At 48.0% G+C, this 25695-nt stretch carries 25 protein-coding genes and 5 pseudogenes; 18 read left to right on the top strand and 12 right to left on the bottom strand.

Annotation, left to right across the window (positions count from 1 at the left end; genetic code table 11):
- Positions 1-3: 3 nt before the first annotated feature.
- Positions 4-480: an HD domain-containing protein gene (locus tag QUE23_RS01960; RefSeq protein WP_286349008.1), complete on the bottom strand. Its 477-nt coding sequence runs from the start codon at positions 478-480 to the stop codon at positions 4-6.
- Positions 481-490: 10 nt separating this feature from the next.
- Complete coding sequence (locus QUE23_RS01955; protein ID WP_286349007.1) at positions 491-1225, bottom strand: CCA tRNA nucleotidyltransferase; 735 nt, start codon at positions 1223-1225, stop codon at positions 491-493.
- Positions 1226-1273: 48 nt separating this feature from the next.
- Here QUE23_RS01955 and queC point away from each other — a divergent pair, with 48 nt between their 5' ends.
- The 3 genes and pseudogenes from queC to QUE23_RS01940 all read left to right on the top strand — a co-directional run bounded on the left by queC (position 1274) and on the right by QUE23_RS01940 (position 3291).
- Positions 1274-1984, top strand: a complete 711-nt coding sequence (gene queC, locus QUE23_RS01950; protein ID WP_286349006.1) for a 7-cyano-7-deazaguanine synthase QueC — start codon at positions 1274-1276, stop codon at positions 1982-1984.
- A 56-nt stretch (positions 1985-2040) separates the two neighbouring features.
- Positions 2041-2915: pseudogene (locus QUE23_RS01945) on the top strand (DnaJ C-terminal domain-containing protein).
- Positions 2916-2925: 10 nt separating this feature from the next.
- The gene (locus tag QUE23_RS01940; protein ID WP_053828059.1) at positions 2926-3291 is read left to right on the top strand and encodes a heat shock protein transcriptional repressor HspR; all 366 of its coding nucleotides are present in this window, start codon (positions 2926-2928) and stop codon (positions 3289-3291) included.
- Between the two features lie 36 nt (positions 3292-3327).
- Here QUE23_RS01940 and QUE23_RS01935 read toward each other — a convergent pair whose 3' ends face one another.
- The 3 genes from QUE23_RS01935 to uvrB are packed head-to-tail and all read right to left on the bottom strand — an operon-like array spanning position 3328 to position 6279.
- Positions 3328-3762 carry a hypothetical protein gene (locus QUE23_RS01935; protein ID WP_286349005.1) on the bottom strand — a complete coding sequence of 145 codons (435 nt, stop codon included), beginning with the start codon at positions 3760-3762 and terminating at the stop codon, positions 3328-3330.
- Positions 3731-4321: an SAM-dependent methyltransferase gene (locus tag QUE23_RS01930; RefSeq protein ID WP_286349004.1), complete on the bottom strand. Its 591-nt coding sequence runs from the start codon at positions 4319-4321 to the stop codon at positions 3731-3733. Before QUE23_RS01930 ends, QUE23_RS01935 begins: the two co-directional genes overlap by 32 nt.
- On the bottom strand, positions 4321-6279 hold the full coding sequence (gene uvrB, locus QUE23_RS01925) for an excinuclease ABC subunit UvrB (RefSeq protein WP_286349003.1): 1959 nt from the start codon (positions 6277-6279) through the stop codon (positions 4321-4323). Before uvrB ends, QUE23_RS01930 begins: the two co-directional genes overlap by 1 nt.
- A gap of 58 nt (positions 6280-6337) precedes the next feature.
- On the opposite strand from uvrB, the gene QUE23_RS01920 reads away from it, so the two are divergent.
- From QUE23_RS01920 to QUE23_RS01905, 4 genes are read left to right on the top strand one after another with little or no spacing between them, the layout of a single operon-like run.
- Positions 6338-6676, top strand: coding sequence for a primosomal protein N' family DNA-binding protein (locus QUE23_RS01920; RefSeq protein WP_286349002.1), 339 nt, complete (start codon positions 6338-6340; stop codon positions 6674-6676).
- Positions 6677-6726: 50 nt separating this feature from the next.
- Positions 6727-8208 carry a replication restart helicase PriA gene (priA, locus tag QUE23_RS01915; RefSeq protein WP_286349473.1) on the top strand — a complete coding sequence of 494 codons (1482 nt, stop codon included), beginning with the start codon at positions 6727-6729 and terminating at the stop codon, positions 8206-8208.
- Between the two features lie 42 nt (positions 8209-8250).
- A complete protein-coding gene (locus tag QUE23_RS01910; RefSeq protein ID WP_286349001.1) occupies positions 8251-8481 on the top strand; it encodes a cell division protein ZapB in 231 nt (76 codons plus the stop codon).
- Positions 8478-8696 (top strand): hypothetical protein, encoded by a 219-nt coding sequence (locus tag QUE23_RS01905; RefSeq protein WP_286349000.1) that lies wholly within the window; start codon positions 8478-8480, stop codon positions 8694-8696. Before QUE23_RS01910 ends, QUE23_RS01905 begins: the two co-directional genes overlap by 4 nt.
- Here QUE23_RS01905 and QUE23_RS01900 read toward each other — a convergent pair whose 3' ends face one another.
- The 5 genes and pseudogenes from QUE23_RS01900 to QUE23_RS01880 form a co-directional block, all read right to left on the bottom strand.
- On the bottom strand, positions 8697-9209 hold the full coding sequence (locus tag QUE23_RS01900) for a DUF3972 domain-containing protein (protein ID WP_286348999.1): 513 nt from the start codon (positions 9207-9209) through the stop codon (positions 8697-8699). It lies immediately after the preceding gene.
- Between the two features lie 2 nt (positions 9210-9211).
- A pseudogene (locus tag QUE23_RS01895) lies at positions 9212-10586 on the bottom strand (aminotransferase class V-fold PLP-dependent enzyme).
- Positions 10568-10903, bottom strand: a complete 336-nt coding sequence (locus tag QUE23_RS01890) for a histidine triad nucleotide-binding protein (RefSeq protein ID WP_286348998.1) — start codon at positions 10901-10903, stop codon at positions 10568-10570. Before QUE23_RS01890 ends, QUE23_RS01895 begins: the two are co-directional and overlap by 19 nt.
- Before the next feature lie 55 nt (positions 10904-10958).
- Positions 10959-13207: pseudogene (locus QUE23_RS01885) on the bottom strand (TonB-dependent receptor family protein).
- Positions 13208-13289: 82 nt separating this feature from the next.
- Complete coding sequence (locus QUE23_RS01880) at positions 13290-13976, bottom strand: outer membrane beta-barrel protein (RefSeq protein WP_286348997.1); 687 nt, start codon at positions 13974-13976, stop codon at positions 13290-13292.
- 95 nt (positions 13977-14071) lie between these two features.
- Here QUE23_RS01880 and QUE23_RS01875 point away from each other — a divergent pair, with 95 nt between their 5' ends.
- From QUE23_RS01875 to QUE23_RS01855, 5 genes and pseudogenes are all read left to right on the top strand, one after another.
- A complete protein-coding gene (locus QUE23_RS01875; RefSeq protein WP_286348996.1) occupies positions 14072-15184 on the top strand; it encodes an MlaE family lipid ABC transporter permease subunit in 1113 nt (370 codons plus the stop codon).
- A pseudogene (locus tag QUE23_RS01870) lies at positions 15177-15949 on the top strand (ABC transporter ATP-binding protein). The gene QUE23_RS01875 and the pseudogene QUE23_RS01870 overlap by 8 nt, the downstream one beginning before the upstream one ends.
- Positions 15934-16788: an MlaD family protein gene (locus tag QUE23_RS01865; RefSeq protein ID WP_286348995.1), complete on the top strand. Its 855-nt coding sequence runs from the start codon at positions 15934-15936 to the stop codon at positions 16786-16788. Before QUE23_RS01870 ends, QUE23_RS01865 begins: the two are co-directional and overlap by 16 nt.
- A complete protein-coding gene (locus tag QUE23_RS01860; RefSeq protein WP_286348994.1) occupies positions 16785-17351 on the top strand; it encodes an ABC-type transport auxiliary lipoprotein family protein in 567 nt (188 codons plus the stop codon). The genes QUE23_RS01865 and QUE23_RS01860 overlap by 4 nt, the downstream gene beginning before the upstream one ends.
- 1 nt (position 17352) lies before the next feature.
- On the top strand, positions 17353-19041 hold the full coding sequence (locus tag QUE23_RS01855) for an SEL1-like repeat protein (RefSeq protein WP_286348993.1): 1689 nt from the start codon (positions 17353-17355) through the stop codon (positions 19039-19041).
- On the opposite strand, the gene QUE23_RS01850 is transcribed toward QUE23_RS01855, so the two are convergent.
- Both QUE23_RS01850 and crdR read right to left on the bottom strand, forming a co-directional pair.
- Positions 19031-20245 carry a sensor histidine kinase gene (locus QUE23_RS01850; protein WP_286348992.1) on the bottom strand — a complete coding sequence of 405 codons (1215 nt, stop codon included), beginning with the start codon at positions 20243-20245 and terminating at the stop codon, positions 19031-19033. The genes QUE23_RS01855 and QUE23_RS01850 overlap by 11 nt on opposite strands.
- Positions 20227-20862: a copper response regulator transcription factor CrdR gene (crdR, locus tag QUE23_RS01845; protein ID WP_286348991.1), complete on the bottom strand. Its 636-nt coding sequence runs from the start codon at positions 20860-20862 to the stop codon at positions 20227-20229. The genes QUE23_RS01850 and crdR overlap by 19 nt, the downstream gene beginning before the upstream one ends.
- Positions 20863-21031: 169 nt before the next feature.
- Here crdR and QUE23_RS01840 point away from each other — a divergent pair.
- From QUE23_RS01840 to QUE23_RS01815, 6 genes and pseudogenes are all read left to right on the top strand, one after another.
- Positions 21032-22068 (top strand): annotated as a pseudogene (locus QUE23_RS01840) (cytochrome-c peroxidase).
- 52 nt (positions 22069-22120) lie between these two features.
- Positions 22121-22309, top strand: a complete 189-nt coding sequence (gene rpmB, locus QUE23_RS01835; RefSeq protein ID WP_104691825.1) for a 50S ribosomal protein L28 — start codon at positions 22121-22123, stop codon at positions 22307-22309.
- Positions 22310-22331: 22 nt separating this feature from the next.
- Positions 22332-23471 (top strand): potassium channel family protein, encoded by a 1140-nt coding sequence (locus tag QUE23_RS01830; RefSeq protein ID WP_104691824.1) that lies wholly within the window; start codon positions 22332-22334, stop codon positions 23469-23471.
- A gap of 34 nt (positions 23472-23505) precedes the next feature.
- Positions 23506-24489, top strand: a complete 984-nt coding sequence (locus QUE23_RS01825; protein ID WP_286348990.1) for a lipid A deacylase LpxR family protein — start codon at positions 23506-23508, stop codon at positions 24487-24489.
- A 1-nt stretch (position 24490) separates the two neighbouring features.
- The gene (locus QUE23_RS01820) at positions 24491-25354 is read left to right on the top strand and encodes a hypothetical protein (protein WP_286348989.1); all 864 of its coding nucleotides are present in this window, start codon (positions 24491-24493) and stop codon (positions 25352-25354) included.
- Complete coding sequence (locus tag QUE23_RS01815; protein WP_286348988.1) at positions 25351-25689, top strand: diacylglycerol kinase; 339 nt, start codon at positions 25351-25353, stop codon at positions 25687-25689. The genes QUE23_RS01820 and QUE23_RS01815 overlap by 4 nt, the downstream gene beginning before the upstream one ends.
- The last annotated feature ends 6 nt before the right edge of the window (positions 25690-25695 follow it).

The following is a 25695-nucleotide window of genomic DNA, read 5'->3' as shown; positions in this document are numbered from 1 at the left end:
ACCTTATTTTAACGCATTTTCTCTTAAGTTTTTCGCCCACAGCTTGGCAAAGTTTAGTAAAATGCTAGGGTTGTTGGCTAGCCTCTCTTGCACGACTTCTTGCAAACACGCTTGCAAACACGCCCCGATTTCTGCCTTTTTCAACCCCACGCCCTTTAAACTGCGCCCATCGATCGCCAAAAAGCCCAAAGTGTAGACCTCTTTTTGCGCCCCGATTTGCTTAAAATGCGCCCTTAACACCGCCCATTTAGAGGGTTCATAGGCCTTAAGCCAGCCTAGCCATGCCCTAACTTGGCTTAAGTGCAGGTTTTGCATTTGTGTTTTGAGCCACACCTTGGAAGTGGGGGGGCTTTGGCGGGCGTAGGGGAGCAGTTTTTCTATATTCTTTGAGAGTTTTTTCGGGGGCTTTAGCATCGCTAAAGCATTTAATGGGTCTTTGCTCGCGGCAAACAAGCCTAAAAAGCGGGTGGTTAAATTCAAGGGGTTTGGCTTAGGGGGCTAGAATGTGGGGGTTTAGAGGGGTGTTTAGCACGCATTCTAGTACTTTTACATAAATGGCACACACCGCCCCCGCATTTGTGCCCATAAGAATTTGACACAGCTCGGCAAAAATGCGCTCTTTGCTGATGTGTTTGAGTAGGGGGGCGTGCTCTAGCACGGCCTGTGCACTGACGGGCTCTAGCTTAAAACCTAAAACGCTCGCAAAACGCAAAGCCCGTAAAATCCGCAAAGCGTCCTCGCTCACCCGCGCGCTTGCCACGCCCACAAACCTTAAACGCTGGGTTCTTAAATCCGCCAACCCCCCATGCAAGTCTAAGAGCCCCTTTTTAGGGTGGCAAGCTAGGGCGTTGATGGTAAAATCCCGCCTTTTGAGGTCGCTCTCTAGCGTGGCGTTAAAGCGCACTTGGGGGTGGCGGTGGTCGGTGTAGCCGCTCTCTTCTCTATAAGTGGTGATTTCAAAAACTTGTTTGTCAAAGCGTGCACCCAGCGTGCCAAAGGCAAGCCCTAGGGGGATGGTGGGGATTTTATGCGCTTTTAAAAGGGGGATCAACTCTTTGGGGGTGGCGTTTGTGGCTAAATCGCAATCTTTAGGGGGGCGGCCTAAGAGATAATCACGCACACAGCCCCCCACCACGACCGCTTCAAACCCTTGAGCCTCTAGGATTTCTATGAGCCGCAAAATGGGGCTAGGCAGGTGAAAATGATAATGTATGTCCCAAAACACACCAAGCCTTTTGCTATAATGGGCGGTATTTTAGCAAAAGAAAGCCCGATGATTTTAGAAAAAACCTACAACGCCTCTTGTGTGCTTTGCTTTAGTGGGGGGCAAGATAGCACCACGCTAGCCCTATGGGCGAAACAAGCCTTTAAAGAGACCCATTTACTGGCATTTAACTACGCCCAAAAGCACGCCATAGAGCTTAAGCAAGCCCAAAAAATCGCCAAATTGCTAGGCTTGCCCTTAAAGGTCCTAGATTTAAGTTTTTTGCAAGAAATCACTTTATCCGCCCTTTTTGCTAACAATCCGCAAAAATCCAGCACCCCCCACCCCACCAACCCAAACTTGCCCGCCTCGTTCGTGCCCGATAGAAACGCCTTGTTTTTCACCCTCGCCCACGCTTACGCCTTTAATTTGGGGGCCAATTTTGTGCTTGTGGGGGTGTCGCAACAAGATTACAGCGGATACTTTGACTGCCGTAAAGAATTTTTAGACAGCTTGCAAACTTCTTTAAACTTGGGAGCGTTTGGAATACAAGAAGGCATTAGCTTTTTAGCCCCCTTCATGGACATGTCTAAGGCACAAGAATTTGCCCTAGCACAGGATTTAGGCGCTTTGGAGTTGATCCTAGAGCACACGCACACATGCTATGAAGGCGTGCGGGGGGTGCGGCATGCCTATGGCTATGGCTGTGGGGCGTGCCCCTCTTGCCACTTACGCCAAAGTGCCTATGAAGAATTTTTAAAAGACTATAAACAAAATTGATAGTTAAAGACTAAAGTTTTATGCTATAATGGGCTTTATTTTTTAATGGAGTTTGCATGAGTAAGAGTTTATACAGCACTTTAGAAGTGGCCGAAGGGGCAAGTCAAGAAGAGATTAAAAAATCTTACCGCAGGCTTGCCCGCAAATACCACCCCGACCTCAACAAGGGCAAAGAAGCCGAGGAGAAGTTTAAGGAAATCAACGCCGCCTATGAAATCCTAAACGACCCGCAAAAACGGGCGCAATACGATCAATTCGGGGACAATATGTTTGGCGGGCAGAATTTTAGCGACTTCGCCCGTTCACAAGGACGGGGGAGCTTGGACGACATTTTGGCCTCGATCTTTGGGCGGGGGGCTTTAAGAGCGACTTCATGGGTGGGGGCTTATTCCAACATGGGGGCATGGGCGGGTTTAATGGCTTTGGCTTTGCCCCTGATTTGGATTTGCAAGTGGAGTTGCAAATCACTTTGCAAGAAGCTGTTTTGGGGGGCAAAAGGCGGGTGCAATTAAGCCATGACAGCTTTGAAATTAAAATCCCTGCCGGTGTGCGCGATGGCGAAGTGTTGAGAGCGAAAGGGCGGGGACGCAGACAAGGCGGGATGATGGGCGATGTGCTCTTAAAAGTGCGGGTGCTTGAAGATGGTGTTTATACTCAAAAGGGCGATGATTTGTATAGAAACTTTGACTTGCCCTTAAAAACCGCCCTCTTTGGCGGACGGGTGCAGGTGGAGACCCTCCATAAAGAAGTCGCCCTAAAAATCCCGCCCAACACCAAGAACGCCCAAAAGTTTCGCCTAAGAGAGCTCGGGGTGAAAAACCGCAAAACGGGGAGCATGGGGGATTTATACTTAATGGCAAATGTCATTTTGCCCCACACGGACACCCTCAGCACACCCTTTAAGCAAACCCTGCAAGAGCAGTTGCCTTAAGGGGGTTGTGATGGTGGATTACGATGCACCCCTTTATTTAATCAGCGTGGTGGCAAAAATCCTAGGCGTGCACCCGCAAACCCTACGCCAATACGAAAAAGAAGGGCTCGTAGAGCCCAAGCGCACGGGGGGTAAGATGCGCCTATACTCGCAAAGGGATTTAGACAAAATCAAAACCATTTTACGCCTCACTAGGGATATGGGCGTGAATTTAGCCGGCGTGGATATTATCTTGCGTCTCAAAGAACGGCTTGATGAGCTAGACCGCCTCAACGAGCAGTTACAAGCCCACATGCAACAAAACGCCCAAAACAAACCCGAAACCAAGCAAATCACTAAGACCTCTTATGAATTGATTTTATTTAAAAAGCCCTAATGGGTAGATAGAGTTTAAGGGCGTGCCCCTAAATCCCTAAGAGCTTGCCACAATCAGCCCCTTAAAGCGTTCGCCCAAGCCCTCGGGGCTAATCAAGGCGTGGGCTTTAAAGGCCTCTCTTTGGTAAGTGGCGTAAGGGACATTTTGGGCGAATAAGTCTAAAAGTTTAGCAAAACCCATTTCTAAAAGCGTGGCACACTGCGTACCATAAAATACCAAGCATGCCCCCTGTGCCTTAAATAAACCCTCTAGCAATTTAAAATCTATGTCATAGGTCAAATCGATTTGTTGATAAAGCCCCCTAAGATCGCTTAAAATGTCCTCTAGTCCTAAAACTTGGTGTGCCTTGTAGCCTCTAAGACTCATGGGCTCAAAGCCATATTGCCCGTAATCAAAGCTGGCAAACACCCACCTAGCCCCCCTTAAATTTTGGCATAATTTAGTGATAAACCCCTCCCAAGCAAAAGGCACACACCCCCAAAGGGTAAAAGCCCTCAAGGCGTTTTAGCTCGCTGTCCTCTAAAGCCCGCCAAATGGGTTTAAAATCTTGGACGCTTAAAATCTGCCCGGCTTGCACCAGCTCGCACGCAAAGCTGTCCCAAAGTTCATTGCTGTAGATAAAGGCATTTTTTAGCCCCTTTAAGCCCTCAACACTTGCCACATGTGCTAAATGTACGCCCTCTTTTTCTAAGCGTCTTTTTTGTAGGGCGGCTAGCTCACATAAAGGCTCGACACACACAAAACGCACACCCTTTAACACCTCCCCAACGCTTAAATCCCTTAAAAAACGCCCCAAATCCGCCATTAACTGCCCCGATCCCGCCCCAATCTCCACCACGCTTAAGGGCAAGTCCAGCACCCCCTTTTCTAAAAGCCCCAAAAGATAAAAGGCAAGAGTCCCCCCTAAAAAGCCGCTCGCGCTCACAGAAGTGTAAAAGTCCCCTTTTGTGCCTATGCAAGCGTGGCGGTAGTAGCCATTTGCACCATACAGCCACTCGTGCATGAAGGGCGCAAAGCTGTGAAACTCCACTAAAGCCCCCTAAGTTTGGCGATTTCATCGCGTAATTTTGCCGCCGCCTCAAAGTCGAGCACCCGCGCCCTCTCTTGCATTTGCTGCCGTAATTTTTTAATCAACTGCTCTTTTTCTTTTTTAGGCATTTTGTCTGTGGCTTTGGGTTTTTGGGGAGTGTAGTCTTTCAGCTCATCTTCAAGGGGGCGACTTGTGCTTTTAGGCGTGATGTTGTGGGCTTGGTTGAAGGCGATTTGAATCGCACGCCTGTTGTCAGTGGTTGTCATTGCCTCTTGCATGCTCGCGGTGATTTTATCGGCGTAGAAAATCACTTTGCCATGGATGTGGCGCGCCACCCGCCCCATCGTTTGAATTAGGGCGGTGGTGCTGCGTAAAAACCCCTCCTTATCTGCATCCAAAATCGCCACTAAGGACACTTCGGGCAAGTCTAGCCCCTCTCTCAGCAGATTAATGCCAATCAAAATGTCAAATTCACCTAAGCGGAATGAGCGGATTAAGTGGTTGCGCTCAATCGCATCGATGTCGCTGTGTAGGTATTGCACCTTTAAGCCCCCCTCTAAGTAGTGCTTACACAGCTCTTCAGCCATTTTTTTAGTCAGAGTCGTGACCAACACCCGCTCTTTGCGTGCCACCACTTGTTTAATCGTGTCGTATAGGTCTTGCACTTGGTGCTTAGTGGGGCGGACTTCATACTCGGGGTCTAGTAGTCCTGTGGGGCGTACGATTTGTTCGGCAATGTGCCCTCTTGAGAGCTCCAACTCTAGGGGGTTTGGCGTGGCGGAGACAAAGAGAAAATGGGGGGGCTTGCTGATAAATTCTTCATACTTTAGGGGGCGGTTGTCTAGGGCGGAGGGCAACCTAAAGCCATAATCCACGAGAACCTGCTTGCGGCTGTGATCCCCGGCATACATGCCCTTAAATTGGGGCAAGCTGACATGCGACTCATCGACAATCACCAAAAAGGGGCGTTTCTTTTGGGCGAAATAGTCTAGCAAGGTGTAGGGGGTGTCGCCCGCTTGTTTGTCGGTAAAATGCCTTGAGTAGTTTTCAATCCCCTTGCATATACCCGTGGCTGCCATCATCTCTAAGTCAAATTCTGTGCGCGTTTTTAGCCTCTCATATTCTAGGGGCTTGTTGTGTTCCTTAAAGAATTTAAGCCGCTCGGCTAACTCGGCTTCAATGCTATCTAGAGCACTTTTAAGGCGGCTTTGACTCACAATGAAAGCGTTTGCGGCGTAGAGAATGTAGCTTTCTAGGGATTTAAGGGGTTTGTTCTCCAAAGCATCAAAGCTGTAAAGGCGCTCGATCTCATCGCCAAAAAACTCCACACGGATAAAATTTGTGTCGTTGTAAGCGGGGAAAATATCCACACTCTCGCCCACCACCCGAAACTTACCCCTCTCTAATATGTCGTGGCGTTCATAGCCCATGTCTATGAGTTTTCTTAAAAACTCTGTATAAGCCACGCTTTGCCCGACCTCTAACTTTGTGAGCATGCTTAAATACTCCATAGGGTCGCCAAAGCCGTAATTTGCTGAAACGCTTGCCACGACAATGACATCGTCATAGCCTAGTAGCGAAGTGATGGCGCTCAGACGCAAGCGTTCTAAATCTTCATTGATCGCGCTGTCCTTTTCAATGAATAAATCGCGTCTTGGGATATAGGACTCGGGCTGGTAGTAGTCAAAGTAAGAGATAAAATACTCCACATGGTTTTTGGGGAAAAAGCCTTTAAACTCGCTGTAAAGCTGGGCACAAAGGGTTTTGTTGTGCGACATGACTAAGGTCGGCATTTGCAATTTGGCGATGAGTTGCGCCATGCTAAAGGTCTTGCCGCTGCCTGTAACACCCAGCAAGGTTTGGTAAGTGGCCCCTTGCTTAACGCCTTGTAAAAGCTGTGACACCGCTTTTTCTTGCTCCAAGCTTGGTTGGTAGGGGGCTTGTAGGATAAAGTCCATTTTGCTCGCTTTTGTTAAAATCAAGGCTCTATCATAGCTAAAAAAGAGAAGGATTTTTATGCCAAAGTATTACAGCGTAGCCGTGCTAAAACACAATCTAAAGCCTTTGACTTACCAAAGCCAAAGCCCCTTGCAAGTGGGCGACATCGTGCAAGTTCCCTTAAATGAGCGATCTTGCAAGGGCGTGGTGTTAAGCGCATGTGAGGAACCTAGCTTTGAGTGCAAAGAGGCAAGCCCCACTAACTTTTATCTTAATGCCCCCCAAATGCTGCTTTTAGAGTTCATTGCTGCTTATTACTGCTCCACACCCTCTTTGGCTGCCACGCTTTTTACCCCCTTTAGCAAGAGCCAAAAGCCCCTAGCCCCTCTTAAGCCCAGCCCCAATCTAAGCCCCTAAGCCCAGCCCAACAAGAAGCCCTAAACGCCTTAAAGCCCTTAAAAAGTGCCCTGCTCTTTGGCGACACGGGCAGCGGCAAAACCCACATTTACAGCCATTTGATTTTAGAGACATTGCAAGAGAATCAAAGCGTGGTGGTGCTTGTGCCTGAGATTGGGCTTACCCCCCAAACACAACGCCTTTTGCTTAAAAATTTTGGCACACAAGTGGGGCTGTGGCACAGCAAATTAAGCCCCCTAGAGAGAAAGCAAACCCTAGCACACATTGCTAGCGGACAAACTAAAATCATAGTCGGCACAAGAAGTGCCTTGTTTTTACCCATGCCCAATTTGGGGCTAGTGCTCGTGGATGAAGAGCACGATCAGGCTTATAAGGCTAGCCTTGCCCCTTATTACAACGCCAGAGATTGTGCCTTGTATTTAGCCAGCAAACTGCCCATTCAAGTCATTTTAGGCTCGGCGACCCCACATTTACGCTCGTATTATAGAGCCAAAGAAAACCACAGCCTTGTGCGGCTAAGGGGGCGTTACTTTGAAAGCCCCCAAGAAATCATCTTTGAAGAAAGCAAAACCGCCCTCACTCCGCTTTTATTAAACCATTTAGCCCAAAGTTTGCAAGCACAACAACAAAGCATTATATTTTTACCCACAAGAGCTTCGTTTAAAAAGCTCATTTGCCTTAGCTGTGGGGGGGGCGTGCGTTGCCCCTTTTGCAGTGTAAATATGAGTTTACACCTTAAGGACAAGCGCATGCGCTGCCACTACTGCCAGCATGAAGAGCAAATCCCCAAAATCTGCCCCGTTTGTAAGCAAGACAGCCTAGCGGGCAAGCGCATCGGCACACAGCAGTTAAAAAGCGAGCTAGAGCAACTCTTGCCCAGTGCGCGCATCGGGGTTTTAGACAAGGACCACACCCACACAAATAAGCAAATACAGCGCATTTTAGACGACTTCAACACCCACCAAATAGATATTTTAATCGGCACGCAAATGCTCGCCAAAGGGCATGACTACCACAGGGTGGGCTTGGCGGTGGTTTTGGGCTTGGATGAGGTGCTTAACAATGGGAGTTACCGCAGTTATGAAGAGGGAGTCGCCTTAATGCACCAAATTGCGGGGCGCAGCGGGCGTAAAGAGAGCGGGCGGGTGTTGATCCAAAGCTTGAATGCCCCTTTTTTACAGCAATACACCGCCGATTTTGAAGACTTTTTAAAAGCCGAGTTGCAAATGAGAACGCCGTGCTTTCCCCCCTTAAGGCGTTTGGCACATATTGAGTTTAGGGGCAAGGATTTAGAAAGTGCTGCAGCGCACATGCAAGGGGGGTTAGACATCTTAAAACCCCTTTTAGAGCAATATCAGGGCGTGGAGATTTTAGGTGCGGGGGTGGCTAGGGTGGCAAAAATTGCCGGACAACACCGCTTGCAAATCTTACTGAGCGCGGCTTCCACCAAAGATTTGCACCAAGTTTTAAACGCTTTGCAAGCACAGGCTAAGGGGGTGTTTAAAATTGACATTGACCCGCAAGACATTTAAACTTTGCTATAATAGACGCTTAATTTTGTTTAAAGGACACGCATGGGGGCTGAGATTTTAGACAAACTGCAAGAAAAAGTAGAAGAGTTGCTCCTCAGGCTCACGCTTTTAGAAGAAGAGAACAAAAACCTACGGCTGGAGAACGCCACGATCGCCACGCAAAACGAAGAGCGCGACCGCCAAATCGCCAGCCTCTATGAAGACATTGCTGCCAAAGACAAGCGCATACAAGACATTTACGACACGATGATCAAAGCCTTTGAGGAAAGATGAATTCTGTTGAGCTGATTGAAGTGAGCATTGGGGGTAGACGCTATAAAATCACCCTAAACGAACGTTTCAACGCCCAAACAAAGGCCCAAATTAAAGAGAGTTTCCACAATAAAGAAATCACCCCCATTGAGCTTTTTAAACTCCATCTAAACAAAATCCAAGAAATCGCCGACTTGAACGCCAAACTCGGGCAACTGCTCGCTAAAATCCCTTAATCACTTCAAGCTCCCCATGTCCGTCACCTTGCCCCACATGAGGCGGTATTTGCGTTTCATAAACTCCACTTCCTCACGCACGCGGTCTAATTCCTCTTGCAGCAAGGCGATGGTCTTTTTGTCTTCATCATAAATTTCTTGCATGGAGATTAGGGCTTCTTTGAGTAGGGTGTTTTCGTTTTTATAGGCGGCGATGGTTTCATCTTTAGCCCCCACGACCTTATCGTGCAAATTTAAAATGGTGTTGATGGTTTTTTCCACATAGGCGGGGTCTGTGGGGGTGTTTTCTAGCAGGGTAGGATAACCTGCCTTAGCCGCCACGAGGCTTTTGCTGCTCCCCCTTTTGGCTAAAATTTGCGCCGCGCTGTGTAAATCCACCCAAATTTTCTGGGCGTCATGCTTGCTGTCTATGCTCTTGTCTTGTATGAGTGCCAACACCCGCTCTTTAGGCAGTTTAGACACGGCGACAAATTCGTCTAGCTCAATCCAAGTTTTCTCGGGTTGTTCGTCCATCTTTAACCTCCACGCAAAGTTTTAATCGCCTTTTGGAGTCTGTCTAAGAGATGGTCTATGTCTTCAAGGCTGTGGGTGTAGTGCAGGCTCACACGCAACCAGCCCGGGGTTTGCCCCTTGGCTTTAAGCGTGCAAAAGCGGCTGTCTTGTAACCCTAATAAATCGTGTCCGTAGGGCCCTGCGCACGAGCAGCCCGCCCGTGTTTCAATGCCGTAGTGATGACTAAGCAGGGGGGCTAAATCGTAGCAACTCACCCCGCTTGCGTTAAACGCCACATTGCCCACCCTCTTAGCCTGCAAAGACCCGTAAATGTTTAAGGCGGGGATGTTTTGCAAGCCTTGTAAGAAGACTTTAGTCAGCATGCTCTCTCTGCGGCTGATGTAGCTTGTGCCTAGCTCGTTTCTTAGCTGCAAAGCTAAAGCTGCTCTTAAAAGGGGGATGAGCGCATAAGTGCCGACTTCTTCGCGCATGTGGGGGTCTAGGATATACTCGTGGGTGCTGCGGCTTACATAAGACACCACGCCCCCACCGCTAAAGCTGGGGGGTAAAGTGGTGTCGATGAGCGATTTTTTGAGTGCCAACAGCCCACAGCTACCCACCCCCCCAAAATTTATGCGCCGCGATAAAACAAGCGTCTAAAGGCACGGAGCTTAAATTGTCATGCGGGGCAAAGGCGGCCAAGTCAAAGGCTAGTAGGGCATTGTGTTTTTTGCAAAGCTTGGCAATCTCTACACAAGGCACAACCAGCCCCGTAACATTAGAAGCTGCCCCCACAGACACGATGAGGCGGTGTTTCTTAGAGTGTTGTTCTAAAAGCCTGCCGAAGTGCTCGATCGAAAATAGCCCCCTTTCATCCAGTCCCACACGCACCACTTCGCACAGCCCCTCTCTCCAACTCACTTCATTAGAGTGGTGTTCATAAGGTCCCACAATGACCTTTGGCAGGTCTAGCCCCTGCAAATCGCCTAATCTTTGGCGGCTCTTGGGGGGCAAGTAGATGCCTAAAATCTCTTGCAGGCGTTTAATGGCGTAACTTGCCCCAAAGCCGGCACTCAGCACCAAAAAGTCCTCATCAAACCCTAAGAATTTACGGATGTTTTCCTTGCAGTGTAAATAGACCAAGTCCATTAAATGGGCGTGTTTAGACATGCCAGAGTGGGCGTTGGCATAGTAGGGCAAGAGCTTAGCCACCCGTTTTTCCACTAAAGTAGAAGCTAAGCCCGAAGCCGTCCAGTCAAAGTAGCGCGCCCCACTTTTAAGCACCACGCTTTGGCGGATGTGCTCCAGTTGTTCTTGTTTGCTCCCTTCAGGTAGAAGGGGGGCAAAAATGCTGTTTAAAAACCTATCTTGGGCTTTGTCTAAAAGAGTTTTGGCCATGCAAGCTTTGCGCCCCCTAAAATGTGAAAATGCAAGTGGGGGACTTCTTGTCCCCCATCGCTGCCAACATTGGTGATGAGCCGATACCCGCTCTCTTTGATCCCTAGTTTTTCTACGACCTCTAAAATAAAGCCGCTCATTTGGGCCAAGAGCTCGGGGCTAGCGGCGTTAAAATCCTTTACGCAAACCTTGGGAATCACCAGCACATGCACGGGGGCTACTGGGTTGATGTCGTGAAACGCCAAAAATTGGGCGTTTTCTAGGACTTTTTGGCAGGGGATTTCTCCAGCCACGATTTTTTCAAACACATTAGACACACAAAACCTTTAGAATTTTTGTTTATTATAGCTGATTTTGCGCTATTCTTGCGCTTTAAAACTCGTAGCTCAAATACGCCGTAACTGAGCGGCCAGGTGCTGGCTGGTCGCCTGTGGGGCTGGTGCCAATGCCCCTAAAGTAGTATTTCATGTCAAAAATATTATTCACTTGCAAGCTGCCCACAATCTTGTGCCGTCCGCTTTTCCAAAACACTTGGCTGATTTGGATGTTCCACACCCAATACCAAGGCAAGAGCCCCACGCTGTTACAGCCATAGCTCACGCCCCCCGTTTTAGCCCCACTTAAGGGAAAGCACGCCGTCTGCGCGTGGGCTTGGTTGAGCATAGACGAATAGGCACGGCTATAAAAGTAGCTAGACAGCCCGATGGTGGTGTATTTATAGGTGTAGGTCGCCCCTAAAATGAATTGATGGGGGCTCACATAGGGCAGTTGCTTGCCCTTGATGTTGAAGGGGTGATTGACGATGCCCTCAAACCACTTGGTTTCATCTAGGGCGTTGTTGGTAACCACCGCATTAATGTAGGTGTAGGCCACATGCAAGTTTAGCCCCCTTATGGGGGAGTAGTAAGCCTCTAGCTCCACGCCCTGACTTCTAGCATCCACGGGTCCGGGGCTGTAGCCGCCTGAGTAATAATTTTTGGCAAAAATTAAGAAGTAATTGGCGTTAAAACTGAGCTTATCTTTATAGCTGTAGCGGCTGCCAAACTCCATTTCGTCAAAAAGTTGGTTGTAATTGCTCGAATACAGCGCAATCATGCGATTTTGCGGAGGGATAAAACTGCGGCGGTAGTTGCCATAAAAGAGCCAATCATCCATAGGCTTGTAACCGATGTTTAAGGCCGGACTCCACTCGCTTTGGTGGGTTTTGATGGTTTGCATGCTTGTGTAATCGGGCTTAAGGGGCACTTTGCGCTCATAGTTTAAAAAGGTGTAGCGCAGGCCCGGTGTGATGACAAACTTGCCCTTGAAAAACTCTAATTTGTCGCTCAAATACAAAGCGGTGTAGTTATTGTCCATGTCTTGGCTAGATTTTAAAAGGGGTGTGGCGGGGGGCATTTGGCATTTGCCACTAACTAAAGTTTTACAAGTAGATTGCATGGGGGCCATGACAATGTCGTTGGTCATGAAACGCAAACCGAAGTTTAAATGTTGGGTTAAGTGCTTGGTGGCGATGTGTAAATTGACATTGGGTTCGATGGCGTTTAAGAAAAAGTGGCGGGCGTGGTTGACGATGAAAAAGCCGGGGTAGTTGTCGTTGGTGTAGACAAGCCCCCTAGTGGGGTTGGTGTTGACATTAAGGTAGTTGGAGTCAAATTGGAAATCGCGACTCATGGCATGGCCGTAGTAGGTGAGGGTGAAATCTCCGCCTAGTTTAGACTCATCGCCGAAGAAGTTTTTATACACCACGCCCCAGCGGTTTGCGTCCCCGCTCTTGGTGTTGTGGGGGCGGTTGTTTTGGAAGCGATTGGTGTCGTAGGCACTGGGGGCTAAGGACCCGGGGTCGGTTAGGAAAAATTTATAGTATTGGTAGTAAGTCGTGATTTTGTTGTTCTCATTGATTTGGTAAAGCCCGTCAAGCATGTAGTTTTGGATGGTTGTGGGGCTGTTGTAACGGAAACCCTGCCCCGTGATGTAATTCGCCTGCGCTTGGATGCCCACGTATTTGTTAAACATGCCCCCCGTTTTTAGGTAGGTGTTGTATAAAAAGTTGTTGCCTATGCTTTTATTTGCCGGGCCGCTGCTAGAAGTGATGAAGCCCCCGTTAGAGCGCCCCCAAAAGGTGGTGCGCTCAGCGATTTGGTTGCTCCATTTTGTGGGGATGGGCTTGGTGATGATGTTGATGACCCCCCAAAGGCATTAGGTCCATAGCGCACACTCTCCCCCCCCTTTGTAACACTGATTCGATCCACAGATTGGAAAGTTACGGGGAAAATAGAAATGCCGATGAGTGCATAGGGGGCAACATAAACAGGGATGCCATTGACCAAGACTAATCCGGTGTTGCTATGCCCCGGGCTGCCCCCTCCAAAGCCACGGATCGAAAAGCTAGGCATCGCTCCTGTTCCGGTGAAGTTACGGATATGCACGCCAGGGACATTTTGTAAGGCTTCTTCAATGCTCTGATTTGCCTGCTGTGTGAGCTGCTTGTGTGAGATCACCGTGCGGCTGCCTAGATAATTCTTCACCCCCGGGCTTTGCCAGCTTAGGGGGGCTTCTTCATGACGCATGGTCTGTGTGGTTTGGACTCTTTGTAGCCGTTTTGTGGGGATGGCATGTAGCATGAGAGCTGTGCTACAACACAGAAAAGCTAATTTTCTCAAAATAGCTCCAAAATGGGATTTAGCTATTCTAACATCTCTTGCCTTAAAACCTATATAGATACACCACATTAAACATTTGGGAAGTTTCAAAGCGTTGGGAGGCTAAAAGGGTTTTATTAGTCGGCAAGATTTTAAAACCCACTTCAATGCGGTGTTTAGAAAAGAGGGTCAAAGCCGCGCCCGCTTGGATGATGACCCCAAAGGTCTTGATCTCTTGTTTGTTGCGCATTTGGAATTGGTCGTTGTCCATATAGATCACTGCCCCTCCACCCACGCCCGCATAAAAGCCCAAAAAGTGCTGGTAAGAGGGGGTGAGACTAAACTCAATGGGGATTTCTAAGCCTGCCGAGGCCACGCCGTAAAAAGAATTGCTGGGAGGTTTGTTAAAATCCCAGTTGACCACAGAAGTGGCTAAGTCCAAAGCCGCAAACACCTTGAGCCCGATGAAACTTGAAAAGTAGCTTTGATACCCCCCCTTAAAGCTCAACACAATGGGGAAGGTCTGACTCTTGCCCTGTTTGCTGTCTTTTTTGATGTCGATCATGCCAAAGCCCATGCCAAAAAACCCGCCATCTTTTGCTTTATGCTGTTTTTGCTTGTTTTGCAGGCGCTCGTATAGCCGCACTTCTTTTTGTAAGGATTTTAAAAATTTTTTAGTGTCTGTTTGTGCTTGCAGGGGAGAGGCTAGCCAAACAACACCCAAACACACCAACAACCCCAAAGAACGCATACGAACTGATATTTACCCCGAATAGTGTATAATCGCCTATCATAACATAAAATGGTGGTTAAAATGCTCGGGTTCTTAGCGCACAAGGGGGTTTTTTGCTAAACCAAAGTACAGCCTACATCCAAGCCCAAACCTTAGTTTTACAAGGCGATTGGGATTTTAAAACTTCAGCGCGTGCGCTCTCCCACTTGAAGAGCATTTTAAAAGACACGCCCCCCATCGAGGCCATTGACTTTCAAGGGGTGGGGAGTTTGGACTTCGTGTTTTTAATGTTGCTCTACGACTTGCTAGGACGGCGTAAACCTAGATTCATCAACCCCAGTGCCTACAACGCCCGGGTGTTGGAAGTGGTGGAGAGCTGGGTTAGGGCTAATCCTAGTATCTTACAAGAAGAGCATGTTTCGCGGGTGTTTAAAAACCCCCTAGAGAAGCTGGGGCGGGGTGTGGCGACCTTTTACAACACTCTTTTAAACACTTTTAACTTCTGTGGCATGGTGATTTATTTTGTGGGGTTGGGCTTTATCCGCCCCACGTCCATTTGTTGGACTCCGCTCTTCTACCACATCAACGAGAGTGGGTTTAAGGTCTTGCCGGTCAGCATTTTAACGGTCTTTGTGGTGGGCTTTGCGATCGCACTGCAGGGAGCGATGCAACTACAACAAATGGGCTTCCCTTTAATGAGTATTGAAATGACAGCCAAATTGGCCCTTAGAGAAATGGGACCTTTTATTTTAGCTCTGGTGGTGGCAGGGCGCAGCGCATCCAGTTTTACCGCCCAAATCGGGGTGATGAAGATCACCGAAGAGTTGGACGCGATGAAAACCATGGGGCTTAATCCCTTTGCTTTCCTGGTTTTACCCCGAGTGCTGGCCTTGATGATCGCCATGCCCTTGATGGTCTTTTTGGCCGATGTCTTTGCGCTTTTGGGGGCGATGATCGCCATTAGGTACCAATTAGGCGTGGGTTTTGGTCACTATGTCGCCCGCTTACACGACAATGTCGGGGTGTCGCACTTTTTTGTGGGGCTGATCAAAGCCCCCTTTTGGGGTTTTGCGATCGCCTTAGTGGGGTGTATGCGGGGCTTTGAGGTGAAGGGCGACACCGAGTCCGTGGGCAAGCTCACCACGATCAGTGTGGTGAATGCGTTGTTTTGGATCATTTTCTTGGATGCCGTCTTTTCGGTGATTTTTAGCAAACTCAATGTCTAGCCCTTTAATTTCGGTCGAAAACATCCACACTGCCTACGGGGATCGGGTGATCCATAGAGGGGTGAGCTTTAGCGTGGACAAGGGGGAGGTGATGGCGATTTTGGGGGGAGTGGGAGTGGCAAAAGCACGCTTTTAAGGAGCATGATTTTATTAAACAAGCCCATCAAAGGCACGATCAAACTTTTTAATACAGACATTTGGAAGCTCAAAGAAAGGGAGCGCAACAAGATTTTTCAGCGAATCGGGGTGTTGTTTCAGTTCGGCGCGCTTTACAGCTCGCTCACGGTCTTAGAAAATGTTGGGGCGATGTTGGAGGAGTACAGCCATTACCCACAGCACAATGTCATCGAGATCGCCAAAATGTGGCTGGAGCGCGTGGGCTTAAATAAAAACACTTACTACCTTTACCCCTATGAACTCAGCGGGGGGATGAAAAAGCGCGTGGGGCTGGCGCGGGCGATGGCAACCAACCCGGACATTTTATTCTTAGACGAGCCCACGAGCGGACTAGACCCCTACTCGGCGGACAAATTCGACGATCTGATCCATTCACTCAAAGAATCTTTGCAACTGACCGTGGTGATGATCACCCATGATTTAGACTCGGTGAAAAACACGGTGGATCGTTTTATCATGCTCAAAGACGGTCTCATCGACTTTGACGGCACTTTGCAAGATTTTGTGGCGCGCGCCCGAACACGCCCCCTTGAAGAGGGCAATTTATTTAATTCTACACGAGGAGAGAAATTTTGGAAAGGCATGTGAATTACACACTCATCGGGGGGCTTTTTTTGGCCTTTGTGGTGTGTATGGTGTTTTTCATTTTATGGCTAGGCCATGTCAATTTAGAGGATAAAAACTACTTAGACTATGTGGTCTATACCGATAAGAACTTGGGCGGGATCAACACAAACACCCCTGTCAACTATAAGGGCATCCAAGTGGGCTCTGTGCGGCAGGTGGGCTTTGACAAAGCGCATTTAGGGGTGGTGAAGATCACTTTACGCATTTTGGGGCGTGTGCCTGTGCGCAAGAACTCTTCGGTCAAGGTCGAATCACAGGGCTTGGTGGGGATGAAGTATTTAAGTTTGATTCAAAGCGACTCTAAAGAGTTTTACACCGAAAATGACAGTGAACGCCCCCTAAACTACCAGCAAAGCTTTTTAGAACAACTTGCGGGCAATGCGGGGCACATCTCTAACGAAGTGCTCTACATTATCCGTGCCATCGACAAAATCCTAAACCCCCAAAACATTGAAAATGTCAGCAAAACCATCGCGTCTATCCAAAAGGCGACACAAGGGCTAGATGCCACCCGTCTTGCTTTAGACACCGTGCTAAGAAATGTCAGCAACACCCTTAAAAAAGGCGACACTCTCGTGGATAATGGGGATGTGCTGGTGAAACACACCGACCAGCTCATCCAAGACATCGATGCCAAAGTGCGCGACAAACAATACGACTTTAAAACCATGCTCTCTCCTCTCATCATGCAAATGCAACTGAGTTTGCGCCACATCGATAACTTCGTGCAAAAGGGTTCTAGTTTGATAGATAAATTCGATGCCAACCCCTATAAAACCATCTTTGGGGATCGCAAATGAAGGCAAAATTTGGACTTTTTGGGCTGCCCCTGCTCTTTACGGGGTGCTTGAACCTTAACCTTAAGCAGGTCTTGCCCGTTGTCAAGGACTACGACTTGAGCGTGGGAGCGATAGAGGCACAGGTGTGTAAGGACAATTTTAGTGTGGGTCTATTAGAAGTGTTGAGTGCGGATTTATACAACACCAAATCCATTGTGCGGCGCACAGCTGGGGGGCAAATCATTTACAGCAAGGGGCAAAGATTTGCCGACTTGCCGACCAAAATGCTTAAAAACATGCTCTTGTTGCAAGCCCCTAAACATTGCGTGTCGGTTTCGCTCACCCCTTATGCTGAGACCTCAGCCACGCTCCAGCTCAACATCTTGACCTTTGCGCTCTTAGATAACAAGGCCGAGATTGTGCTAGATTACGCCTTAAACGAGGGCACAAAGAGCAAGCACGGACGCATCATCCAACGACAGCAAACCGGGCAAGAAGAGTTGTCTCAGATTCAGGCCTTGCAAAGTGTGGCGTTAAAAGCCATTAGCCAGCTTTTAGAGCAAATCAAGCCACTAAAGGAATGACATGCCAAAGGCTTTTGAAGACGATCGCAATGAAGAGGAAACCCTAGGAGAAGAGCTAGACTGCCAAATCCAAGAAAAAGAGAGTTATCAAGAATATTTAAACAAGGCAAGCCAAGCTTACAAAGAGCGAGACTATTCCACAGCCTTAGAGAACTTTACCTACGCTGCGAATTTAGGCAGCGCACGGGCTTTAGTGGGCTTAGGCGTGATTTATGCAGGGGGTAAGGGCGTAGAGGCCAATGATAATAAAGCCTTACACTATTTCCAAAAAGCCGCCGAACTAGGCGATAGTCAGGGGTATGTGAATCTAGGTGTGATGTATGACCTAGGGCGGGGGGTCAAAAAAGACTCCAAAAAAGCCCTTCACTACTTCCAAAAGGGGGCGGATTTAGAGGACACCCACGCCCTTAACCACATCGCCTTAATGTTTCGCACGGGTAGAGGAGGCGTGGGAGTGGATTATCAAAAATCCATTGAGTGTTACGAAAAGGCAGCAAAATTAGGCAGCATCAAGGCGTTGGTGAGCTTAGGCACGATGTATTACGAGGGGCAGGGGATGGCTAAAAACAGTGCTAAAGCCCTAGACTATTTCAAAGAGGCGGCAAAATTAGGCGATGCCAAAGCGTTTTACAACTTAGCCATCATGTGTGAAAGTGGGGAGGGGGTTACCAAAGACAGCGCAAAATCTAAAGAGTTTTTAAAAGAGGCGGCGAAATTAGGCTTTGCTAAAGCCACCTATACCCTAGCCACAATGTATGAGAGCGGGGATGGGGTGGATCAAAACATGAAAGAGGCGATCAAACTCTATCAAGAGGCGGGCAGCATGGGCGACTCTGAGGCGCTTTGCAGTTTGGCCACGCTCTATCGCACGGGTAAGGGGGTGGAGCAGAACAAATTTAAAGCCCTTGCCTACTACCAGCAAGCGGCGGATTTGGGCGATGCTAAGGCGATGGGCAATTTAAACGCGATGGAAGATCAGACGATCGCACAAAAGGCACAAACTCTCTATAATTTGGGCGTGGTCTATGCCAGCGGAGATGGCATGCCAAAGGACGAAAAGAAAGCTCTAGAATACTTTTTAAAATCCGCAAACTTGGGTTACGCCAAGGCTTACTACAACTTAGGCGTGATTTACAGCGGGGGGCTTGGGGTTAAGAAAGACTATCAACAAGCCTTTGAATACTTTCAAGAAGCTGCAAAGCTGGGCGAAAACAAGGCTTATTATAGTTTGGGGCTGATGTGTGAATACGCAAGGGGGGTGGAAAAGAGTGTTTCTCAAGCCATTAGGTATTATGAGCAGGCCGGAACACTTGGCAATGCGGCGGCGATGCACCACTTAGGCGTGCTCTACCATGTGGGCAAGGTCGTGCCTAAAGACCCTCAAAAGGCCTTTGAGTGTTTTTGTGAAGCGGCTAGGCTAGGCTCTGTGAAAGACTGCTACAATTTGGGTGTGATGTATAGCAAGGGCGAGGGGGTCCAAAAGGACATACGGCAAGCCCTAGAATATTTTGACAAGGCGGCGAATTTAGGCAGTTCAGATGCGATGTATAACATGGGTGTGATTTACTACCAGGGCGAGCACGGGGGGGTGCAAGACTTAGAAAAGGCGATGGAGTGCTTTAGACGGGCGCAAAAAATGGGAAACGTACAAGCGCGCCAAACCTTAGCGTCTCTGCTCTCTAGGAATTAAAATACACCTTAAAGACATTGCAAAATTGGTGGGGATCATCAGTGGGCTGGCTTATGATCTCTAATCCAAGATTGTAGCGCATACAAATTTGTTGCACCAAGTCTAACCCAATCCCATAGCCCTTTTGATCATAATCTAGGCGGCTGTAACGCTCAGTTAAAGCCTTGATTTTGGACTCTGGAATGGCTGCCCCGCTATTGCTCACTTGCAAACAATCATCCAAGACCACTTCCACGAAGCCCCCGGGCTGGTTGTATTTGAGAGCGTTCATTAAAAGATTACTCACTAAAGTGGCGATGTCTTCTTCACACGCTTTAAAGGTCTTGGATTCTAGCTGACTGCTTAAGCGCACATGGTAAAAATGCGCCATTTGCTCTAAGGCGGTGATTTGTTGTGCCACTAGGCTTTTTAGGTCCAGTAATCTAGGCTCTTCTTGACGCAATTCTTGAAAGTAGAGATAGGCTAGGCGCCCATAAAGGTGAGAAATTCGTTTAGCGCTAGCTAAAATCCCTAAGATTTTGGGGTCATTTGTTTGTTTATACAACGCCTTAGCGGCGATTAAAAGGGCGGTAATGGGGGTGTTGAGCTCGTGAGCGATGTTTTGGCTAAAGGTGTTGATGCGGCTGCGCTCACTGGCTAAAGGCTGTAAAAACAGGCGGGCTAAAAAGAAAGAAAGGATTCCCACACAGGCAAACACCCCCAAAAACACCAAAAACACGCGGCGGTAAAGGGCGGCGAACAAATGCGTGGGGTGCTGCTCTTCTAAGATCACCAAATCCACGCCCAAATGCCCAAAGGTCTTGTTGTCCACTAAGTAAAAGGCGTTGTCTTGGTCTAAAAACACGGGAAAGGGCCCGTCCTTGCCAAAGAAAGCCAAACTTGTGGCGTCGCCAAAGTCGTGGTTGTAAAGCACATGTTTAGCCGCATCTAAAAGCACGAAGTGCACATGGCTGTATTTATGTGCTAGGGTCTTAAAGGGCTCGTCCAAGTGGTGCATGTGCGCTTGGATGATGTCTTGGGTGAGCTGGTTGCTTTGGCTTTGTAGGCGGGCCTCAGTGCTCTCTAAAAAAATGCTCTTGGCGTTGTGGAGGAACAATAGGGCGATGAACACAATGAGCACAAAAGACGAGCCCAAATACAGCCCCACAAAACGGCGCAAGGACTGCTTTTCATAGGTGTTGAGTTTCATGGAATTTTTAAACAATAGCCTAACCCCTTGATGTTTTGTAAACACTCTTTGCCTAAGAGTTTGCGTAAATTCTTAATGTGGCTACGCAGAGTTGAGCTGTCCACGCCCTCATAGTCCCAGACATTGGCGATGATTTGCTCGCTGGCCAAAACTTGGTTTTTATGGTGGATAAAAAACTCCAACAAGCGTTTTTCTTTGGGGCTTAAGAAGTGGGGTTTGTCGGTGTGCAAGACCCCGTTTTCATAAAAGCACTCGGGGTTGATCTGCAGCTTGGGGGGAGTGAGCAAGCGCTCCATACGCAGGCGCAATTCTTCTAGTTCAAAGGGCTTTTTGAGGTAGTCGCTCGCCCCCACAGCAAAAGCCTTGCGTAAAGCGTGGATGTCGCTACGCACACTGATGAAAATCGCGGGGGTGTTGATGCTTAAATCCCGCAAAGTTTCTAACAGCCCAAAACTATCGCCCTCGGGCAGCTGGACATCTAAAAGCAAGAGATCAAAGCTCTGTTGGCTCAAAATCTCTAGGGCTTGGGCTTGGTTATACGCCCCCACCACTGCAAAGCCTGCATGCTCTAAAAACTCCGCTAGGGCCTTATGCAATAAAAAATCATCTTCTAGCAAAAAAAGCGTTTTCATAGCGGGTATTCTAACATTTTTTGTTATATAGCGGGGGTTTTGTGTTAAAATATCGATCTGCCTTGCAACAAGATAAACAAAAGGAAAAAGGATTTTTATGCCAAACGTTTTTAAGCTTTCTCTCTGTACCTTGCTTGCCCTAAGCGCGCCCTTGAGCGCGCATAAGAAAATGGATAGCATGGGGCTCATTAAAAAAGCCCTAGAAGCGAATTTAGTCCCCATGCCCACAGGCAAGGATTTGGAGAAATATTTAATCCAAAGGGTGAAAGAACTGGGTTTGAAGTATCAAGGAGCGGTGATGACAAAGGCGCAAATCGAGCTGGGTAAAAAGCTCTACTTAGATCCGCGCATCTCCACTTCTTACTTGATCTCTTGCAACACTTGCCATAATTTGGGTTTAGCTGGGGTGGATTTGGTGTCTAGGGCGGTGGGCGAGGGCTGGAAACCTAATCCGCATTTTTTAAATTCCCCCACGGTGTATAACTCTGTTTTTAATGCCGTGCAGTTTTGGGATGGGCGGGTGGCGCACTTAGATGAGCAGGCTAAGGGTCCCATCAGTAACCCCGTGGAGATGAATGCAAACCCTAAAGTTGTGGAGGAAAAAATCAACTCCATGCCCGGCTATGTCAGGCCTTTAAGCGCGCCTATGGCAATAACATTAAAATCGATCTCAATCTCATCACCGACACCATCGCTATGTTTGAGGCGACTTTAGTCACCCCAAGCCGTTATGACGACTTCTTAAGGGGCAATGTCAAGGCGATAAGCCGGCAAGAACAAGAAGGTTTAAAGGTTTTCCTAGATAAGGGCTGTGTGGGTTGCCACAATGGCATTAATTTAGGCGGGATGATGCAACCCTTCCAAGTGGCTGCTCCCTATAAATTCGCCAATGTGGGCGACTTCAAGGGAGATAAAAATGGCATGGTAAAAGTCCCCACTTTGCGCAACATTTTAGAAACCATGCCCTACTTCCACAATGGACAATACTGGAACATCAAAGATGCGATCAAAGAGATGGGTGCGATTCAGCTAGGCACCACTATCAATGACGAGGAGGCAACAAAAATCGCCACCTTCTTCAACGCCTTGACCGGTAAAAAGCCCACGATCATTTACCCGGATTTGCCTGTGATGAGTGCAAGCACGCCCAAACCAGAGGGCATTATGGAGGGCGATGTCAAACCCGCTAAACAACCCACGCACTAATTTAAGCGCAACTGGGGTATAATGCTCGCTTTATTTTGCAAAAGGAGAATCGATGGCAAGAAGATGCATGCTAAGCCACAAGGGACCAATGGTGGGTAACCGCGTGAGCCACGCCAACAACAAAAACAAAAGGCGTTTGTTGCCTAATTTACACACCATCCGCATTACCCTAGAGGATGGCACGAAACAAAAAATTAAAGTCGCCACTTCGACTCTAAGGACCATGCGCAAGAGCAAATAGGTGGGCTTTAAGCCGCCCTCCGATGTTACAAAAAGTCAAGGTATTTCTCTCTGCTGTTAAGAAAAAGAAGGTCAAGGCAGACTACAACCTAAACGCTGAGATTTACGAACAATTCGAGGCTTTCCGTCTCCCCTTAGTTTTGATCCAATGTTTTGTGTTGGTGGGGACTTTGGGCTATTTGGCCTTAGAGGATTACACCCTTATCCAGGCCTTTTTTCAGACCACTTACACCTTCACTTCTACGGGTTTTGGCGCGCTCAATGAAAGCCACTTTGGCACCATCAGCGTCTTTTTCACTTCCATTATCATGTTCTGTGGCACGGGGGTTGTAACCTTTAGTGTCGCCGTTTTGATCAGTGTCATCAACAAGGGCGTTTTATCTAGACTCATTCGGGAGAAGAAAATGATTTATAAAATCGCAAGACTCAAAAACCACTATGTCATTTGCTACCACAATGAATATACGATAGAACTGAGCAAACAATTTAGAAGTGCACAAATCCCCTTTGTGGTGGTGGATAACAAAGAGGGCTTTGAAGAAGAGGCGATCAAGCACAAATACCCCCACTACATTGTGGGCGACCCACACACGAATTTAGCTATGTTAAAAACCCATTTAAGCAGCGCTAAGGGGGTTGTTACTTTCTCAGAGATTTTACCCGTCAATGTGGCACTGATTGTGAGCGTGAGACTCTTTGAGAAAGAATTGAAGCGCAAGCCCTACTATGTGATCGCCAGTGCACACACCGATGAGGGCTTGGAGAAGTTAAAGAAACTCGGGGCTGATAGTGTAGTGTCGCCCACAAAGCTCATGGCGCAACGGGTGAGCGCGATGGCGATTCGCCCCGATATGGAAAATATCCTAGAGAAATTCATTTACAAAAAGGACACTTTACTAGACCTAGAAGAGGTGATTGTGCCTAAAGAGAGTTGGCTGGTGCAACGCAAGCTTAAAGAGGCACATTTTAGGGAAATCACCAAGGTTTTCATCATCGGCATCATCCAAAAGGACGGACGCTACATCCCCATGCCCGATGGGGAGGCGATCATCGCCAGCGAGTCCAAACTGCTCATGATAGGCACTTCAGAGGGTGTGGAAAAATCCAAGTCCTTTATTTTGCAACACCAACGCCCCATGGAAATGGACTACATCACCCTATAAGCCCCTGCTAGGGTTTTTTGGCTATAATAGACAAATGAAATCGCGCTTGCCTCTTTTTTGTGTCCTCTTTTGCTCCTTAAAGGCCCTCACGCCTTATCATAAGCAATACATACAGCTGGTTACAGAAGACGATGGCTACATCAACCCCTACATTGACCGCTATTACACTGCCGGCACACGCATCGGCTGGGTCAGCAAAGAGTACGATTTTCAAAAGAAATCGCCCATGTCGTGGGCGCGCTTTGTGAGTTTGCAGGGCAAAAAAGAGCGCGAAACCCGCTTTAATATCTACCTCACGCAAGACATGTACACCCCCACTCTAGCCAACCGCAAACTGCCTATGCCCCTTAAAGGTGAGCACCTCTATGGGGGCTGGTTGCGCCTAAACTTTGGCATTTTTCAAAGAAGCGCACACTCTTTAGAGCACACGAGTGTGTCCTTTGGGATGGTCGGCCCTGCGTCTTTGGCCGCGCAAACGCAAAATCTCATCCACACATGGGGGCATGACCCAAAGTTTCTAGGGTGGAATAGCCAAATTAAAAACGAATTTATCTTTGAGCTGAACTACACTTGGATACAAAAGCTTGACTTTTATAAAAGCCGTTTTTTCAGCATAGACATGCTCCCAGCGGCAAGTTTCAGTCTAGGCAACGCCTTGACAAACTTCAACTTAGGCACGACTTTAAGGGTGGGCTATAATTTAGATGCCGATTTTGGGCCTAACCAAATCCACAGCAATTTTGCCGGCGGTGAGCCTTACAGCAACCGCTTTTCTTTTTATGTCTTTGCCGGGGCGATGGGCTCGTTTCAGCCTTTAGACATTTTCGTGCAGGGCAATGACCCACAGACGCATGGCATCACCCAGCTGCCCTATTTTCTCTACGATGCCCAAGTGGGGGTGGCGATTCTTTACAAGGGCTGGCGTTTTGCCTTTAGCGCCATTGACCTTAGCAAAACCTTTAAAGATCAACGCCAAAACCACAACATTGGCAGCATAGAACTGGATATAGCTTTTTAACATGCGTAAAAAATTAGTCTTCATCGCTTTAGGTATGGGTGGGCTTTTGTGTGCAGTGCTTTTGGGCGTGGGCTTGAAATTAAGTGCAGATGTCAAACACAAATTAGAACAGAGTTTAGACAGACTGGCTAAAAACATCCACGCCAAGCCCTTTAAATGCCATGGCTTTAAAAATATTGAGTGCCAAAGTGCGGGCATTCCTAACCAAACCGGGCTGATTAGAGTCGCCCTAGAGGAAGTCAAGGCAAACGCTTTGCGTTTTAAACTCGATGTCCCCAACATCCACACCAAAGAGGCGTGGCAACCCACCCAGGCACATTGCCTTTTAGACTTGAGTTTAAAAGACACCTTAATCGGCCAAAACTCATGCCAACTTTTAAATTCTAAAGCCGCCTACCAACTCTCTTTAAACGCCCGCTTTAAAGAGGGCAACAAGCCCGTGAGTCTTAAAAATCTCTTAGGCAAAGAGTCTCCCACAAAAGACCTAGAAGTCTTGGTCGATCAAGTGGGGGTTAAAGTCTCTTCCAAAGATATGCGCTCTTTACTCTACCCCATTTTGCAAAAAAGCGGGGACATTAAAAACCCCCGTTTTGACGCACAAGCCTACAATAAGGCATTAAAAGAAATCGCCCGCTCGTTCAAAGGCACGATTTTAGTCGGGCTATTGGTGGCGGGCTTGCAAGATGAAGTGGCGAAAGCACAGGATTTGTCGCAAAAGTTTTTAGACTTTGCCAACAACAAGCGGGAGTCTGTGGGCTTTGAGCTTGTCAATAAAAATGCCCCGTTTAAACGCTGGCAAGATTTGAGGCAGCCCAAAGAATTATGGGCACTCTTGCCCCACTTTTCGCTAAAGGTCTTGCCATGAAACGCCTTTTACAAGCGTGGCTTTATTCCAAAGAGGGCTTGAAAGCGGCGTTTGCAGATGAGCCGGCGTTTAAGCAAGTTGTGTTACTCGCACTTTTGGGTTTTGTAGGCGCGTGCTTTGTGGCGCATAGCTTCAGCCATTTTGTCTTACTCATCTTGCCCGGTGTGCTTTGTGTAATTGTAGAGCTTTTAAACAGTGCGATTGAAAATGCGGTGGATTTTACCGGCACCCACAAACACCCCCTAGCCAAAAAGGCAAAAGACATGGGCAGCGCGGCGCAGTTTGTGGCTTTAGTGTTTTTTATCCTTGTGTGGGGGGGTTATTTTGTCTTTTAGGAGAGT

The sequence above is a fragment of the Helicobacter felistomachi genome, assembly GCF_030296895.1.
Lineage (GTDB): Bacteria > Campylobacterota > Campylobacteria > Campylobacterales > Helicobacteraceae > Helicobacter > Helicobacter felistomachi.
Note: the sequence above shows the minus strand (reverse complement) of the source record. Positions and strands in the feature narration are given on the sequence as shown.

Bases quoted from the DNA above. Each gene is read 5' to 3' on its own strand.
- QUE23_RS01815 (WP_286348988.1), top strand. From the start codon at position 25,351: ATGAAACGCCTTTTACAAGCGTGGCTTTATTCCAAAGAGGGCTTGAAA.
- QUE23_RS01820 (WP_286348989.1), top strand. From the start codon at position 24,491: ATGCGTAAAAAATTAGTCTTCATCGCTTTAGGTATGGGTGGGCTTTTG.
- QUE23_RS01830 (WP_104691824.1), top strand. From the start codon at position 22,332: ATGTTACAAAAAGTCAAGGTATTTCTCTCTGCTGTTAAGAAAAAGAAG.
- rpmB (WP_104691825.1), top strand. From the start codon at position 22,121: ATGGCAAGAAGATGCATGCTAAGCCACAAGGGACCAATGGTGGGTAAC.
- queC (WP_286349006.1), top strand. From the start codon at position 1,274: ATGATTTTAGAAAAAACCTACAACGCCTCTTGTGTGCTTTGCTTTAGT.
- QUE23_RS01910 (WP_286349001.1), top strand. From the start codon at position 8,251: ATGGGGGCTGAGATTTTAGACAAACTGCAAGAAAAAGTAGAAGAGTTG.
- QUE23_RS01825 (WP_286348990.1), top strand. From the start codon at position 23,506: ATGAAATCGCGCTTGCCTCTTTTTTGTGTCCTCTTTTGCTCCTTAAAG.
- QUE23_RS01905 (WP_286349000.1), top strand. From the start codon at position 8,478: ATGAATTCTGTTGAGCTGATTGAAGTGAGCATTGGGGGTAGACGCTAT.
- QUE23_RS01880 (WP_286348997.1), bottom strand. From the start codon at position 13,976: ATGCGTTCTTTGGGGTTGTTGGTGTGTTTGGGTGTTGTTTGGCTAGCC.
- QUE23_RS01900 (WP_286348999.1), bottom strand. From the start codon at position 9,209: ATGGACGAACAACCCGAGAAAACTTGGATTGAGCTAGACGAATTTGTC.
- QUE23_RS01860 (WP_286348994.1), top strand. From the start codon at position 16,785: ATGAAGGCAAAATTTGGACTTTTTGGGCTGCCCCTGCTCTTTACGGGG.
- QUE23_RS01940 (WP_053828059.1), top strand. From the start codon at position 2,926: ATGGTGGATTACGATGCACCCCTTTATTTAATCAGCGTGGTGGCAAAA.
- QUE23_RS01855 (WP_286348993.1), top strand. From the start codon at position 17,353: ATGCCAAAGGCTTTTGAAGACGATCGCAATGAAGAGGAAACCCTAGGA.
- QUE23_RS01920 (WP_286349002.1), top strand. From the start codon at position 6,338: ATGCCAAAGTATTACAGCGTAGCCGTGCTAAAACACAATCTAAAGCCT.
- crdR (WP_286348991.1), bottom strand. From the start codon at position 20,862: ATGAAAACGCTTTTTTTGCTAGAAGATGATTTTTTATTGCATAAGGCC.
- uvrB (WP_286349003.1), bottom strand. From the start codon at position 6,279: ATGGACTTTATCCTACAAGCCCCCTACCAACCAAGCTTGGAGCAAGAA.